This window comes from Streptomyces sp. BF23-19 (genome assembly GCF_041106355.1).
GTDB lineage: Bacteria > Actinomycetota > Actinomycetes > Streptomycetales > Streptomycetaceae > Streptomyces > Streptomyces virginiae_A.
On the sequence record NZ_JBGBPT010000021.1, the window covers coordinates 68,959 to 84,031 of the forward strand.

Here is a 15,073-nt window from a genome sequence, read left to right on the forward strand (position 1 = left end):
TCGCCGACGCCCCGGCCTGTCGTGCACCGGGGCGTCGAGGCCTCACGGGCGGACGTCGTCCGCCATCAGGGCGAACCAGTCGCCGTCGACGTAGTACTTCTTCCAGGTGTCGATCTGCTTTTCCGAGATCTTGTACTTGTCGGCGATCTTCTTCGTGGTCTCGTCCTCGTCGTCGGCCGCCAACACGATGATCGCGATGCGCACCTTGTCGACCACGGTCAGATCCGCCTTCGACTTGTCGGGCAGGTCCTCGAACTTGAAGCAGCCGACCCCGCCGGGCTGACCGGGCTCACCCGGCTGACCGGGCTCGCCGCCCCGGCCGCCCTTGCCGCCCTCTCCGCCCTTGCCGCCGGCGCCGAACCCGACGCAGTGTTCGGGCTGGTCGGCCGGGGCCGAGGCGCTGATGTTCGTGGGGGTGTGGGACTGCGACGCCTGCGCGGCGCACGCCGTACCGGTGACGAGGGCCAGAGAGGCCGTGGCCAGGATGATCGGACGCTGCCAGGACTTCGTGAACATGAGGGGTTTCTCCGTTTCGGCACATACCGAGAGGGGGGGTGGAGGGTGGGGGTGGAGGCCCTAAGGCCTCCACCCCGTTGAGCCGGGTCCTACGGGGAGCGGTCAGAAGAGGCTGCCGCCACCGGCGCCGCCGTTGCCGCCGGCGCCACCGATCAGGCCACCGAGGCCGCCGTCGCCGGCCTTGCCGCCGTTGCCTCCGTTGAAGAAGCTGAAGCCGCCGTTGCCGCCGTTGCCGCCCTTGCCGCCCTTGAGGAAGCCGTCGCCGCCCCCGCCGCCGCCACCGGCGTTGCCGCCCTGGAGGACGCCGAAGCCGCCGTCGCCACCGTTACCACCGGCGCCGCCGATCCGGCCTTCGCCGCCACCGCCGCCACCGCCACCGGCGCCGCCGACCAGGAAGCCGTCTCCACCGGTACCGCCGTTGCCGCCCTTGCCACCGGTGCCCAGGACGCTGCCGCCACCGGAGCCACCTGCACCACCGGCGCCACCGACGAGACCGCCGGTACCGCCCTTGCCACCGTCACCTCCGGCGCCTCCACCGTTCGGCAGGGCCGTAGCGACGTGGGAGGCGACCGGAGCGGCCGAGGCCATGGACGCCGGAAGCATGACTCCTCCTGTGACCACAGCGGCCGCGGCGACCAGAGTGGCGACGCGGAAACCGCGACGGGTGGAACGGGTGCCATTGCTGGTGTGCATCTTGCGGTTCATGACTTTCTCCTACAGATCAAGAGGGGTGTTTGCCGTACCCGGATTTCCGGGACGGTGCGGTGATATCGGCGAGAGAAGGGATCCTCGGAGAGGTATTCCGTTTCTTTCGTCTGCCTCGTTTTCTTTCCGGTGAGGCCCGCACCACAAGTAAGCCCCGGGGGCCACACCCGGGTCATGTTCCGGAAACTCGGGACTTGACACCCTCATGAATGCGGGATAAAAGCCCCCCCTCTCACCCGGCCCGGTCGACGCCGTGCAGGTGGGCGGGCCCGTAGGGGGCGGCCGGCCGTCCGGTCATCAGCGCCCAGTACCGGTCGCCGAAGGACCAGTGCCACCACTCCGTCCCGTAATTCACGAGGCCGGAGGCCGTAAGGGCATCGGACAGGGTGGTGCGGTGCAGGCGGGCCCGGCGGGAGAGGCCGTCGGCGAGCGTGTAGCACGCGCCCGCCGATTCCTCCGGGGTGGCGTTGACAGGGGTGCCCATGTCCAGCTCGATCCCCTCCGCGTCGACGAGCGTGAGGTCGACGGCGGCTCCGGCGCTGTGCGGGGCGATCTCCGGCGGCGCGACGTAGCGGGCGGCCTGTGCCCTCAGCTCCGCTCCCGTCCAGTCAGGGTGGGCGGTGCGCAGCTCGGCCGCGTACTCCTCGTAGTAACGGTTCTGGAGGGCGGGCGGGCGGAAGCCTTCGACGATGAGCAGGCGCAGGTCGTCGGGCAGCAGCTCTTGCGCGTGCAGGAGCCGGTCCGCGACTCCCGATCTCAGGCGGGCGAAGGCGCCGGCGGGGTCGGTGCGGCGGTCGTCGCACCGCAGCGCGCCGTCGGCGCGGATGTCGACGAGGGGTGCGCCGTTCTCGGCGACCGGGACGGCCGCCACGCGGGGGTCGGACATCAAAATGATGCTCATCTACGTCTTCACGTCCCAGAGGTCGAAAATGCGGCCGGCCCCGCCCCGAGGAACGGGGCGGGGCCGGGATGGTTCAGCGGGTCTGGGCGAACGTGCGGCCCTGGTGGCCCTCGGCGGCGCAGGAGCGTTTCTCCGCGGCCGTCATCTTGCGGGTCTTGACCACCACGGCGTTGCTCTTGCCGTCCGTGCCGTTCTTGGCCGGGCTGGTGATCGTGTCCTGGAAGAACCAGTAGTAGTGGCTCCACTTGGGGCTGTCGTAGTGGGTCTGCCAGGTGCCGGAGACCTTCTGCATCACCTGGGCGCGCGAGATCCACCCGACTTCGCCCGGCTTCACCGTCATGTTGAGCGAGCTGCTCTCCGAGTGGCTGCTCGACCAACTATGGCTGTAACTCGCGGTTACGCTCAGGTCAACGATGCCCGCTATGTTACCGCCGGCCGTGACGGAGACGCCCAGCGAGTCGGTGGAGCCCACCGTGTCGTCCCAGGTCATCGACTGGGACGAGTCGGAAGTGCTGCAGTTGTACAGGGAGTTCGACACCTGGCGGAACTGACCCAGGTACGCCTCCCCGAGCTCGGGCGAGTTGAAGGTGCACTTGCCCTCGCCCGAGGCGCAGTCCGCCATGAGCTGCGGCCGGGTCGGCTGGTCGGCGGCGGACGCCGGAAGGGTGGTCGCCGCAGCGACGGCGCAGGCCGCCATCGTCATGGTCAACGCGCGGGCCGCGTAACGCCTGACGCGGTGTGTGGTCATCGTGGTGCCTCTCACGGTGCTGGGGGGATCGGTGAACCGCCGTAGGACAGCGGCGAATTCACTCGCCACCGGCCCGCACGTCGATCACCGCCTCTTGCTCCCGGAATTCTCCCGACCTACCGGAGGCATACGGTCCGATCGAGTCAATCTGCCGCCGGGCGCAGCACCGCGATCTCCGGGCCGAAGGCGACCACGAGCCGGCCGGCCGGTGCCGCCGCGAGCGCGGCCGCCGGGAGCGGCAGCGCGTACTCGTTCCCCACCTCGCACCCCGTGGCGAGGTCCCAGAAGCGCACGGCCTGCCCCTGGCCGATGGCCATCACCGGCCGCGCACCCCCGGTGGTGACGACCACGGGCCCGTTCGGATCCGTGTGACCGGTCAGGGGTTCGCCGGTCTCCCGCAGGGTGGCCAGGTCCCACAGGCGCACCGTCTTGTCCCGGCTCCTGCTGACCGCTACGGGCCTGCCGTCGATCAGCCTGGTGGCCACCGACGTCACCCAGTCGGTATGGCCGGTCAGGGGTTCGCCGATCTGCCGGCCCGTGCCGAGGTCCCACAGCCGTACGGTCTTGTCCCAGCTGCCGGTGACCGCGACGAGCCGCCCCGCCAGCTCCGCCGTCGCCACGGCGGTCACCCGGCTCGTGTGGCCGGTGAGCGGCTCGCCGACCGGGCGGCGGGTGGCGAGGTCCCAGATCGCCGCGGTGCGGTCGGTGCCGGCCGTGACCACGACCGGCCGGCCCCCGAGGGTCGCGCCGGCCAGGGCCAGCACCCGGCCGTGGTGGCTGGTGACGGGCTCGCCGACGTGTTCCCCGCGCACCGGATCCAGCAGGTGCAGGGTGTCACCGGAACCCGCGGTCACGATCACCGGCCGCCCGTCCACCTCCGATGCGACCATCGCGGTCACCTCGCCCTCCAGGCCCGCCACGGGGGCCGTGACCTGCCGGCCGGTGCTCAGGTCCCGGACGCGCAGGGTGCGGTCGGCGCCTGCCGTGACGACCACCGGACTCCCGTCGAAGACGGCTGTGGTGACCGCCGTGACCGTTGCGGTGTGGCCGGCACGGGACGGACCGTCCCCGTGGGCGAGGGCGTGGGAGAGGTCCCAGGTCCGGAGCGTGTGGTCGGCGCTCGCCGTGACGGCCACGGGCCGCCCGTCCACGACGGTGGTGGCCACGTCCCAGACCTTGCCGGTGTGGCCGGTGAGCGGCCGGCCGACGGGCTGTCCGGTGGCGCGGTCCCGTACCACCACCGTGTCGCCCTGCTCCACGGTGAGCAGGACCGGATCGGCGCTGCCGGAAGGACCGTTCCCGCGGCCGGAGATCCGGTGCCACAGGTCCGCCTCCCGCTCCGGGCCGGGCGGGAAGGCCGGCGCCGTGCCGCTCGCGCCGACGGCATCGATCACCCGCATGCCGTGCACGCGCGGCCGGTCGTCCGTCAGGTCCCAGATGCGCAGGGTCCCGTCCGCTTCGGCGGTGAGGGCGACGGTACGTCCGTCCAGCAGCGCGGTCTCCCGCGCCCGGGTGCGTACCAGGGCGCCGTTCCGGCGGGCGAGGGCCAGGGGACCGATGAAGCGGGGCTCCTCGCCGTCGAGGCCGACGGCGACGGCGCGGCCGTGCACCACCGTCAGGGTCGTCACGCCGAGCCGGGCCGCGCCGCCGGACAGAGCCGCGGCGGCCTCGGCGGCCTCGGCGGCGTCCAACGGCTCGCCGGTGGCCAGGTCCCACAGCCGCCCCTCCCCCGGGTCCGCCTCCCGGTCCGCCTCCTGGTCCGGCTCCCGGTCCGGCTCCCGGTCCGCCTCCCGGGCGGTGACGGCGAGCACCCGTCCGTCGAGGTCGACGGTCCGCACCACCTGGAGCGACCGGGCCAGTTGACCGCCCGTGGCCAGGTCCCACACGCGTACCGTCCGGTCCACGTCGACGGCGTCGACGGTGAGGACGACCCGGCGGCCATCCAGCATCGCGATGCCGGTCGCCGACGGGAAGCCCGCGACCCGGCGGCCGGTCAGCAGGTCCGCCACGGACAGGGTCCCGTCGGCCCCGAGGGTGAGCAGGACCCGGCGCTCGTCCAGGACGGCGCTCTCCACCAGCCTGACGAACTCCCCGGCCGCGCGGCCGGTGGCCAGGTCCCAGACCAGGACCGAGTCGTCGCCGTGCAGGCTGAAGGCCACGGGCCTGCCGTCGGCGACCGCCGTGGCCACGGACAGCACCTCGGCGGTCATCGAGGACACCGGGTCGGTGCGGCCGGTGACCGGATCGTGCAGTTGCTCACCCGTCGCGAGGTCCCAGACGCGCACGGTGTTGTCCCGGCTGCCCGAGACCGCGACCGGCCTGCCGTCGACGATCGCCGTGGCCACCGTCCGCACCGGGCCGCTGTGCCCCGTGAGGGGACGCAGGCGCCGCTGGTCCGGTACGGGGCCGTCGGCCCACTGCACGGTCCACCGCGGCTCGGACAGCGGGGCATTCACGTCGTCGGGCGCACCCGTGGAGGTCTCGTACATACCCCCGAGGCTAGACACCGCCTCTGACATCGCCCTTCCCTACCACACCGGGAGCCGCCGGCCGGAGGGTGGGGACCACCACCATTTCGCCCCGTGCGGGGCGGTACTTCGGTGGGGGGCGCGGGCGGAGATTATGCGCGGCCACCGCCCATGTGCGGGTGGCGCGAATGGCGTTGAGTCGGACCTGCCGATCGGCCGGCAAGGAATCCACGTCACAGCACGATCCACGCACCCGACCTTCGAGGAGGTGATCCGGATGAGCGTCCTCAAGCTTCAGAACATGGAGGCCCGCGTCACGCCCAGTGCTGCCGCCACCATCAGCCTGACGAGCAGCAGCAGCGACTGCTGCAAGGCTCCGCGCGAGCCGCAGAACCCGAACTGAACCGCCGGGTCCGTGCGTGGGCTCGGCGCGCCCCCGCACGGACCCACCGTTCCCGACGGCCGCTGTCGCAGCCGCTGCTGCCGGCGGCCCCGGACGATCACAGAGGCTGACATGCGCAACGAACGCTGGGTCTACCGCTTCCTCTTCGCGTGGAACGACACACTGTTCTTCGACCCGCTCGACGTCTTCTACGAGCCGAACGCGGACCACTTCCTCGCCGCGTTCGACGAGCGGGTGCGGGCCCGGTTCGTCCGCAGCGGCATCTGGTGGAGCTTCCGCCACAACCAGAACCTGCCGGCGCAGGGCTGGAAGATCCACATCTCGTCGAGCCACCGCCACGTGCGCGAGGTCGCCACCTCGGTGATCGGCCACCTGACGGAACGCGAGATCGATTTCAAGATCGCTCTCGATCTCAACATCTTCGAGATGCTCAACTCCAAGGCCATCTCCCGGGGCAGCGGCGGCAAGCTCGTCACCGTCTACCCGCGCGACGACGACGAGTTCCGGACGTGCCTGGCGGACCTGGCCCGCCTCCTGAAGGACGTCGAGGGCGCCTACGTCCTGTCGGACCTGCGGTACCGGGACAGCAAGGCCCTCTACTTCCGCTACGGCCAGTTCCTCCACACCCCCACCGTCGACGTCCTCGGCCGCAGCCTGCCGCGGATCCTCGGACCGGACGGACCCGTCCCCGACGACCGGCGCCCGGGCCACGCGCAACCCTCCTGGGTGCCCTGGCCGTTCGACGACTGGCAGCAGCCCGTAGACGAGGGCGAGGGGGACGACGGCCTGCTCGGGGGCCGCTTCCGGGTGACCGGCGCGATCCAGTTCTCCAACAGCGGCGGCGTGTACACGGCCGAGGACACCGCGGACGACGACCGCCCGGTGCTGCTCAAGGAGGCCCGCCCGCACACCAACATCAACCCGCGGCAGGACCACGACGCCGTGGACATCCTCGGCCGCGAGTGGATGTTCCTGAACCGGCTGGCCGACACGGGCGCGTACCCGGCTCCGATCGCGACGTTCCGGCACTGGGAACACCACTACATCGCCGAGGAGTTCGTCGACAGCTCCGACATCCGCTCGGTACTGCTGGAGCGCAACCCGCTGGCGCGGCCGGGGTTCGACGTCGAACGGTCGCGGGACTACCTGCGGATCTTCCTCGCCGTCTTCCGCGGACTGGCCCGCGCGATCCGGGCCGCCCACGACCGTGGGGTGATCCTCACCGATTTCACCGCCGCGAACCTGCTCATCGACCCGGACACCTACGAGGTGACCATCGTCGACCTGGAGGCCTGCCGGCTGGCCGAGAGCGGTGACGACGCCCTGGCGAAGCCGGTCGAGCTCTACACCCCGGGATTCAGCCTCTCCCGCAACCGCTTCAAGGCGTACGGGCCGGAGGGCGACCGGTACGCGCTGGCGTCCACCATGGCGTACTTCGTCTTCCCGATCGCCGCCATGTCGTACCTGCGCGAGGACGTCCTGGACCTGTATCGGATCTTCATCACCGAGGGACTGGGCTGGCCCGATCGGGTGCACCGGCTGATCACCGATCTGGCCCGGGACCGGATCGACCTCACCGGCCTGCTGAAGGCCCTGGAGGACGAGGGCGACGACCTGCTGGACCGGGTCGAGGCCGCCCCGGTGCTCCCGGTCGTCGAAGAGGAGCTGGGGCTCGCGGACGCGGAGGACGGGGTGGCCGCCTTCATCGCGGCGAGCGCCGACACCGACCGCGACACGCTCTTCCCCGTGGACCCCTTCGCGCACGTCACCAACCCGCTGAGCCTGGGCTTCGGGGCGAGCGGTGTCCTGTGGGCGCTGCACGCCGGCGGGGTCCCGATCCGGCCGCGGTGGCGTGACTGGCTGGGCCGCAGGCTGGCGGACATCGATCCGGCCCGCTACCCGGACGGCCTCATGAACGGCCTGTCCGGAATCGCCTGGGCGGCCGACTCCCTCGGGCTCGGCGTACCGGCCAGGGAGCTGCTGACCCGGGCCAACGAGCGCGCGGTGGACACGGGCGACCACACCTTCTACTACGGCCTCTCCGGGGTCGGCATGACCAACCTGCGCTTCTTCCTGCGCGGCCACGACCCCCGCGACCTCGCCGCCGCGCAGCAGTGCGCGCAGGCCCTGCACGAGACGGCCCGGCGGGACGGCGGCCACGCCCACTGGCTGAACGAGTTCTCCGCGAGGGGGCCGCTGACCGGGCTGGGCTTCGGGCAGGCCGGTGTCGCGATGTTCCTGCTGCGCATGCACCAGATCACGGGAGAGGCGCGCCACCTGCGGCTCGGGCGGGAGGCCCTCGCCTGGGAGATGGCCCATGCCGCACCCATCGACGACGACGGCGGCCCGGTCATGTTCGAGCACGAGGGGACGATGGAGCCGTACGTCGAGGTCGGCTCCGCGGGCGTGCTGAAGGTGCTGCTGCGCTACGGGGACACGGACGCGGCCCGCACCGTCCTGCGCGGGCTGGACGTCCGGTACTCGGTGATGCCGGGCTACGCCTTCGGCATGGCCGGGGTCGCCGACGCGCTGCTGGACGCGGCCGAGTTCACCGGCGACCGGTCGTACCGCGACACGGCGCTGCGTCAGCTCGACTTCGTCCGGCGGGTCTTCCTCTTCGAGCCCGCCGAGCGCTTCGGGCTGCCGCGCGCCGACGGCCGGCCGCCCCTGCTGGGTCTCCCCGGTGACGGACTGCTGCGCTGCTCCACCGACTATCTGACCGGCTCGGCGGGCGTGCTGCGGGTGCTCCACCGGGTGAACCGAGGAGGCCCCGCCGACTTCCTGCTGGACGAGGTCGGGCGGTGAGGCAGCTCTGGCGCACGCTGCGCGGTCACCGGACCCCGTTCGTGGTGATCCTCGTCGCCGAGGTCACCATGAGCGGCCTGGAGGCCCTGCTGCACCCGCTGCTGCTCAAGGCCCTGTTCGACGAGGCGATCCTGACCGCCGACCCGCGGCGCTTCCTGTTCCTCGGCCTCACCTACCTCGCGCTCGGGCTGACCCTCAACCTCACGGGGTACTGGATCGCCTGCCGGCGCAAGCGGTTCGAGAACGCGTTCACGCTGGTGCTGGAGAGCGAGCTGCTGGGCCGCGCGCTCGGCCTGGACGGCCGGAAGATGGCGCGGGCGGGCAACGCCTCGTACGTCAGCCGCATCCACAACGACGTGTCCCAGGGGGTCCTGCCTGCCGTCGACGTGTCCCTGCGCATCGCGCGGCAGGCGGTCACCTCGGTGGTCTTCCTGGGGGTGCTGCTGTACCTGTCCTGGCAGGCCAGCCTGGTCCTGCTGGTGATCGTGCCGCCGCTGGTGTTCGTGAGCAACCGGCTCGGCCGGCGGATCGAGGAGAACACCGGTCCCGAACGCGAGGCGGAGGCCCGCTACATCAACACGCTGACCCGGACGCTGGAGGCCTTCCCCGCCCTGCGCGGGCTGCCGTCCCTGCTGCCGGGCACGCGCCGCGCGAACCAGGACGCGCTGCGCGGCTTCCTCGGCATCACCTTCGTCAACTTCCGACTCGCGCAGCGCCAGCGGACCCTCAGCGACCTGGTGATGAACCTGTCGGACACCGCTTCGATGATCGTCGGAGCCTTCTTCGTCTTCTCCGGCCGGATGACCTTCGGCAGCTTCCTCGCCTTCGTCAACTCGCTGTGGCGGGCGGTGACCGGGATGTTCGACCTCATCAACATGATTCCGCAGGCCCGCCGGAGCACCGCCGTCCTCGAACGGATCGAGTTCCTACGGGAGTCCCGTCAGAACCCGTACCACGACGAGGGGGCGCTGGTACGGGTCCACGGAGCCCGTGTCGTGTACGGCGGCGCGGACGGGGAGCGGGACGGGGACGAGCGCGGCGGGAGCGGCGGGACCGGAGTGGCCGGGGTGGCCGGGGTGGCCGGGGTGTCGTTCGACGCCTTCGAGCTGCACGCCGGCGAGCACGTGCTGCTGCGCGGTCCCAACGGCTGCGGGAAGACCACGCTGCTGCACATCATCTCCGGGACGCTCGCCCCCGACGCCGGGTCGGTCACCCTGCCGCCCCGGGTGGCGAGCCTGACCGCGCCGGTGAACCTGCCCCCGCTGCCGGTGCGCGACCTCGTCCCCGACGAGCGGCTGCGCGCCGCGCTGGACCTGGACGAGTCGGCCGACCGGCTGCCGTCGGAGCTGTCCTCGGGCCAGCGCCAGCGCGCCGGGGTCGCCGCGCTCCTGTGCGAGGACGCCGAGGTGTACCTCGCCGACGAGCCGTTCGCGAACCTCGACGACCGCGGTCGGGAGCTGGTGTTCCGGCTGCTGCGCGAGCGGACCGCCGGGCGGGCGCTGCTCGTCGTGCACCACGGGGACGAGGACCTCGACGGCCGCTTCGACCGCGTGGTGACCCTGGCGGCCGGACACCCGCTGGCCCGCCTCTCCTGAGGCGGTCGGGCGGGCGAGTGGTCAGGCGACCAGGTCGCGGGTGGCGGTGGCGAAGGCCGTCCGGTTCGGGTGGCCGGTCTTCTGCAGGAGGCTGGCCACGTGCTTCTCGACGGTGCGCAGCGAGATGTGCAGCCGGCCGGCGATGTCCTTGTTGCTGATGCGTTCGGCGACCAGCCGGGCCACCTCGAACTCCCGGACGGTGATCCCGCACCGGCGCAGGTCCGCCGGCACCCGCTCGGTGCCCGTGCGCCGTTGCCGCACCGAGGCGCCCATCCCGCGCAGCAGCGCCCGGCTCGCTCCGGCGACCGCCTGCAGGCCGGCGTCGTGGAAGTACTCCTCGGCCTCGCGCAGCCACTCGACCGGCGTGCCCCAGCCGTCGTCGTACGCCGACTGCGCGACGAGGCGCAGACACAGCCTGCGTGCCATGGGGAAGGTTTCGGCCGCCTCCAACGCCGTGCTCGCGGCGGCCGTCGCCTCGTCGGGGCGGCCCTCGCGGCCGAGCAGCACGGCGTGCGCCAGGCCGGTGAACTGGTGGTTCCAGCGGGTGGCGCCGGCGCTCGCCCGTGTGACCTCGGCGTGGTGGGGCCGGCCCATGCGGCCGGCCAGCACGCCGAGCAGCAGGATGATGCCGTGCTTGCCGAAGCCGCCCATCGCCGGGTTCTCCGCGTCGTAGGCGAGTGCCTGCGCGAACTCCTGCCCGGCCGCCTCGTGCCGTTCCTCCAGCAGCGAGCAGACGGCCCGTGCCAGCCCGTACGACATCGCGCGTACGCCGGGCGCCACGTCCAGCAGCGGGGCCAGCCGCTCCAGGGCCCCGCGCATCTCGGCCCGGCGGCCCTGGTGGGCGTACCGGACGGCCTCGGCGAGCCGCAGCATGGCCAGGGGGCGGCCCAGTCCGAGCCGTGAGGCGTCGGCGGCGGCCTCCCGGATCCGGTCCCGGGCCTCGTCGTAGCGACCGTGCTGGATCCGGTCCAGCGCGAGGACGAACCCGGTCTCGTGGGCCAGGGGCAGCAGCCCCATGCCGAGGGCCTCCTGCCGGGCCTGTTCGATCCGGGTGGGCCGGCCGTCGTGGCTCGCGGCGACGATGGCCAGGTGCACGTCGGCGGCCACGCGCGGGACGGGGAGCCGGCGGGCGAGGGCGATGGCGCGGGCCCGCCGGAAGTGGGCCGCGGCCGTCTGCTCGTCCTGTTCCCGGGCCAGCTGCCCGAGCAGCAGCAGGGCCCTGCAGGCCACGTCGGGCAGATCGACGCGCTGGGCGGCGTGCAGGGCCCGGAGGGCGTACCGGGTGGCGGTGCGCAGCCGGTCGGGGGCGAGCCGGCTCAGTTCCACGTGCACGGCGGAGAGGTCCACGAGGGCGGCGTACTGGTCGTCCGGGTGGCTTCCGAGCAGTGCGCGGGCGATGTCGAGGTGCCACAGGGCCTCCGCGGGGCGGCCCGTCAGGGTGGCGAGGTCGCTCAGCCGGGCGTGGAGGCCGGCGCGGCGCTGGGCGGGTATCTCGTGCTCGCCGCCGTCGCCGCCGAGGGTGTTCAGGAGGGCGGCGGGTGTGGGCAGGCCGTCGAACCGGGCCGAGCGGGCGACGGCGTCCAGCAGGCGTTCCAGCACCGTGGCGCGCAGTTCGGCCGTGGTGTCCGGTTCGACGAGCCGGTGGGCCCGGGTGAGGAGTTCCACGGCCCGGTCCACCGCGCCCTCGCCCGTCGCCCGCCCGGCCGCCTCGCAGTACAGACGGATGGCCTCGGGGGTGTCGCCGGCGTGCTCGTGCAGTTGGGCGGCGTGCTCGCACCAGGTCCCGGGCAGCCCGGGGTGGAGCTCGGTGAGGGCGCGCGCGGCCCGCCGTACGTACCGGGTCCGCTCCCCCGGGCCGAGGTCGTCCAGCAGGGCCTCGGCCGCCAGCGGGTAGCGGAAGGTGTACCACTGGGCGCCCGGACCGTCCGGCGTGATCAGGTACGAGGCGACCGCGGCGCGCAGGACCGCGGACAGTTCGGCGTGGTCGCGGCCGATGGCGCGCTCCAGTACGGGAGTTGCGAAGCGGCGGCCGAACAGGGCGGCCATGCCGAGGAGTTCCACGCCGAGCGGGCCGAGCCGCTCGGCCTGGCGTCTGACGTTGTCCGCGACGGTGGGCGGGACGGCCGGCGTCCCCGGGTCGTGGCGGGCGGGGCGGCCGGTGAGGTCGTGGACGAGTTCCTTGACGACGAAGGGGATGCCGGCGCCGCTCTCGACCGCGCGGTGGACGAGGTCGGGGCAGACCTCGGTCGGGGGGACGCTCAGCTCGGCCGCGATGAGCAGGTGCACGTCGGGGCGGCTGAGGGGGCCGAGGTCGAGTACCGCGGCGGCTTCGCGTCCGCGTGCCCTCGAGGCGAGTTCGGTCGCCGCGCAGGGTGCGCATCCGGTGACGAGGAGGAGGACGGCCGGCTGGTGCCCGATGTTGTCGAGGAGGTAGTCGACGACCGCCAGGGTCGCGGCGTCGGCGTCGTGCAGGTCGTCGAGGACGAGCAGGCAGCCATGGCGCTCCCCGACGACGGTGAGCAGGCGCAGCATGGTCTCGGCGACCACGAGGTGCGAGGCGGCGTCGGCGCCCGTGTCCCGGGCGCCGGTCAGCAGCCGGGCCATGACCGGGCCGTAGCGGCCGAGTTCGTCCGGGTCGGGCAGCAGGCCGGCCCGGGACAGCAGGAGCAACGCCTCGACCAGCGGCCGGTACGGGACGGGTGAGCCGACCGCGCTGGCCCGCCCCCGTACCGTGACCATGTTCGTCTCGGCGGCCACGGCGAGGGCCTCGGCGGCGAGCCGGGTCTTGCCGACACCGGGCTCTCCCGTCACGAAGAGTGCCGCGCCGCGCCCGGAGCGGGCGCCCGCGAGCGCGCGCATGATCTGCCCCATCTCGGCGCCGCGGCCGATGAGTTCCCCTCGCCTCGGGTGCGGGCCACCGTCCGGGCCCGCGACGGTACAGTCCTCCGGCAGCGCCGGCCAGAAGATGGACACCGGCTCGTCCCCTTTCCGGCGGGCCGTCCGAGGCGCCGCCGGGGATGACGATATGGACGCCGCGTGTGCCCCCTGTAGCCGTCCGTTTGGGGGGCTTGTGGGGGTGGTCAGCCCCCGTCGAGACTGTCCTCCCGTACCCGTTGGGCCAGGTCGAGCTTGGTGTAGGTGGGGCGGCCCGCCTGCTGGTACTTGGCCTTGACCCGGTCCAGGTAGTCCTTGGCGGTGTGGACGGTGATACCGGCCCGCCGGGCGGCGGACTTCAGGGTCAGTCCGGAGGCGTAGTCGAGGAGGATCTGCCGTTCCCTGGGCGAGAGGCGGGGGCGGGCGGGGCTGTCGTCGTAGGCGCAGGCGAAGGCGAGTTCCGCGGAGAGGGCGCCCTGGCCGGAGGCCAGGTCCTTGATGGCGGCGACCAGGGTGGGCAGGTCGTGGTCCTTGGTCAGGTAGCCGTCGGCGCCGGCCCGGATGGCCTCGATGATCCGGGAGCGGTCGGGCACCGTGCTGATCATCAGGACGCGGCTGCCGGTCCGCAGCAGTCGCCGGATGTTGTCGGCGGGGGCGGAGCCGTCGCGCAGGACGAGGTCGAGGAGGACGATGTCGGGCGGGGAGCAGGCCGTCGCGCCGAAGCCGTAGGGCGGTTGTGCGTCCGGTGCGCCGAGGAGCTCGCCGACGGTGGCGGCGGTCGCCACGAGCCGTAGCTCCGGCACGCCGCCGAGCCAGGCCCGCAGGCCGTCGAGGAGCATCCGGTCGTCGTCGACCACCGAAACGGTGATCACCCGGGCCATCTCAGCTCCACCCGTACGCCCTCGCCGGGGGCGGTGTCCACGGTCGCCCGGCCGCCCACCTCCACCATCCGGTCGTGGATCGAGCGGCGCAGGCCGAGGCCGGGCCGGTACTGCTCGGGGTCGAATCCGGGACCCCGGTCGACCACGGTGACGAGGGCTCCCCCGCGTCCGTCCGGGTCCCTGGTGGCGGTGAGGTAGGCGTGTCCGGTGCCCGCGTGGCGCCGTACGTTGTTCAGGGCCTCGCGGACGGCGTCGCCGAGCGCGGCGGCCACCTCGGGAGGCACCTGCGGCAGGTCGTGGTACTGGGCGGTGACCCGCAGTTGGAGGCTCTCGACGGAGCCGACCGCCTCCTCCAGGGCGGTGCCGATCTCCCTGTGGTGGACCTCGTCCGCGGTCTGCTGGATCAGCCGGCGCAGGTACGCGGCTTCGCGCGCGCAGCGCCGACGCACCTCGGGGGCGTTGGCGTCGACCGAACCGGAGGCCAGGGTGGTCAGGGTGGCGAGGACGGTGTCGTGCAGGGCCCGGTGGTGTTCCAGCCGCTCGGCGTAGCGCGCCTTGTGGGCCTCGGCGGCCACCGCGCGGGCGTTGGCCTCGTCGAGGAGGCGGCCCTGGCGCAGCAGGTACCAGCGGAAGAGCCAGGTCATCACGGCCGAGGACACGATCGAGTTGAGATGGCCGAGAATCACGGCGGGGCTCGCGCCCACCGCCTGGTAGCCGATGAAGTGGGTGACCACGAGCAGGGCGATGACGACGAGGGCGTGCAGTCGTTCGAGGGAGATGGCCGCGACGGCGCTGGCCGATCCGCCGAGCAACATGGCCCACGCGATCGCGGGCGGCTCGCGCAGGCCGCCCCAGGTGCAGAGGACCAGGGGCAGTAGGCATCCGACGATCAGGGCGTCCGCCCAGATGTGCCGCCGGTCGAACCAGCCGCGCCGCAGGGCGGTGCCGTAGGTCAGCGCGCTCAGTCCCAGGGCGGCGGCGAATCCCGCGTACTGCAGGGGCAGTTCCGACCGGCGCTGGGCGACGGCGAGGGCGCCCACGGTCAGATGGCTCGCCCGGTACAGGAGGGTGGCCACGATCATGAAGGACTGGGCGCGTTGCAGGCCGGATCCCACCCCGCTCGTCCCCCGTAGTGCCCGTATGCGCCGTACCGGTAAGGACAGCAACGCCAAGACCA

The 15,073-nt window shown here is 72.9% G+C and carries 11 protein-coding genes; 3 read left to right on the plus strand and 8 right to left on the minus strand.

The window, feature by feature from the left end; all coding sequences use genetic code 11:
• Positions 1-42: 42 nt before the first annotated feature.
• The 5 genes from AB8A24_RS14650 to AB8A24_RS14670 all read right to left on the minus strand — a co-directional run bounded on the left by AB8A24_RS14650 (position 43) and on the right by AB8A24_RS14670 (position 5,359).
• Positions 43-516, minus strand: a complete 474-nt coding sequence (locus AB8A24_RS14650; RefSeq protein WP_328964364.1) for a helix-turn-helix domain-containing protein — start codon at positions 514-516, stop codon at positions 43-45.
• A 102-nt stretch (positions 517-618) separates the two neighbouring features.
• Positions 619-1,221: a hypothetical protein gene (locus AB8A24_RS14655; protein WP_328964363.1), complete on the minus strand. Its 603-nt coding sequence runs from the start codon at positions 1,219-1,221 to the stop codon at positions 619-621.
• 232 nt (positions 1,222-1,453) lie between these two features.
• Entirely contained in the window at positions 1,454-2,107 is a 654-nt protein-coding gene (locus AB8A24_RS14660) for a M15 family metallopeptidase (protein WP_369475973.1), read from the minus strand.
• Between the two features lie 88 nt (positions 2,108-2,195).
• On the minus strand, positions 2,196-2,870 hold the full coding sequence (locus AB8A24_RS14665) for a hypothetical protein (RefSeq protein ID WP_328964361.1): 675 nt from the start codon (positions 2,868-2,870) through the stop codon (positions 2,196-2,198).
• Between the two features lie 143 nt (positions 2,871-3,013).
• Positions 3,014-5,359 carry a WD40 repeat domain-containing protein gene (locus tag AB8A24_RS14670; RefSeq protein ID WP_369475975.1) on the minus strand — a complete coding sequence of 782 codons (2,346 nt, stop codon included), beginning with the start codon at positions 5,357-5,359 and terminating at the stop codon, positions 3,014-3,016.
• 256 nt (positions 5,360-5,615) lie between these two features.
• Here AB8A24_RS14670 and AB8A24_RS14675 point away from each other — a divergent pair, with 256 nt between their 5' ends.
• From AB8A24_RS14675 to AB8A24_RS14685, 3 genes are all read left to right on the plus strand, one after another.
• Positions 5,616-5,741: a class III lanthipeptide gene (locus AB8A24_RS14675; protein WP_199810350.1), complete on the plus strand. Its 126-nt coding sequence runs from the start codon at positions 5,616-5,618 to the stop codon at positions 5,739-5,741.
• Between the two features lie 111 nt (positions 5,742-5,852).
• Positions 5,853-8,546, plus strand: coding sequence for a class III lanthionine synthetase LanKC (lanKC, locus tag AB8A24_RS14680; protein WP_369475978.1), 2,694 nt, complete (start codon positions 5,853-5,855; stop codon positions 8,544-8,546).
• Positions 8,543-10,141, plus strand: coding sequence for an ATP-binding cassette domain-containing protein (locus AB8A24_RS14685; RefSeq protein WP_369475980.1), 1,599 nt, complete (start codon positions 8,543-8,545; stop codon positions 10,139-10,141). Before lanKC ends, AB8A24_RS14685 begins: the two co-directional genes overlap by 4 nt.
• A 21-nt stretch (positions 10,142-10,162) precedes the next feature.
• On the opposite strand, the gene AB8A24_RS14690 is transcribed toward AB8A24_RS14685, so the two are convergent.
• The 3 genes from AB8A24_RS14690 to AB8A24_RS14700 form a co-directional block, all read right to left on the minus strand.
• Positions 10,163-13,114 (minus strand): AAA family ATPase, encoded by a 2,952-nt coding sequence (locus tag AB8A24_RS14690; protein WP_328964357.1) that lies wholly within the window; start codon positions 13,112-13,114, stop codon positions 10,163-10,165.
• A gap of 107 nt (positions 13,115-13,221) precedes the next feature.
• Complete coding sequence (locus AB8A24_RS14695) at positions 13,222-13,896, minus strand: response regulator transcription factor (protein ID WP_328964356.1); 675 nt, start codon at positions 13,894-13,896, stop codon at positions 13,222-13,224.
• Entirely contained in the window at positions 13,884-15,011 is a 1,128-nt protein-coding gene (locus tag AB8A24_RS14700; protein ID WP_328964355.1) for an ATP-binding protein, read from the minus strand. The genes AB8A24_RS14695 and AB8A24_RS14700 overlap by 13 nt, the downstream gene beginning before the upstream one ends.
• Positions 15,012-15,073 lie beyond the last annotated feature (62 nt).

Bases quoted from the DNA above. Each gene is read 5' to 3' on its own strand.
- lanKC (WP_369475978.1), top strand. From the start codon at position 5,853: ATGCGCAACGAACGCTGGGTCTACCGCTTCCTCTTCGCGTGGAACGAC.
- AB8A24_RS14670 (WP_369475975.1), bottom strand. From the start codon at position 5,359: ATGTACGAGACCTCCACGGGTGCGCCCGACGACGTGAATGCCCCGCTG.
- AB8A24_RS14650 (WP_328964364.1), bottom strand. From the start codon at position 516: ATGTTCACGAAGTCCTGGCAGCGTCCGATCATCCTGGCCACGGCCTCT.
- AB8A24_RS14665 (WP_328964361.1), bottom strand. From the start codon at position 2,870: ATGACCACACACCGCGTCAGGCGTTACGCGGCCCGCGCGTTGACCATG.
- AB8A24_RS14695 (WP_328964356.1), bottom strand. From the start codon at position 13,896: ATGGCCCGGGTGATCACCGTTTCGGTGGTCGACGACGACCGGATGCTC.
- AB8A24_RS14675 (WP_199810350.1), top strand. From the start codon at position 5,616: ATGAGCGTCCTCAAGCTTCAGAACATGGAGGCCCGCGTCACGCCCAGT.
- AB8A24_RS14655 (WP_328964363.1), bottom strand. From the start codon at position 1,221: ATGAACCGCAAGATGCACACCAGCAATGGCACCCGTTCCACCCGTCGC.
- AB8A24_RS14660 (WP_369475973.1), bottom strand. From the start codon at position 2,107: ATGTCCGACCCCCGCGTGGCGGCCGTCCCGGTCGCCGAGAACGGCGCA.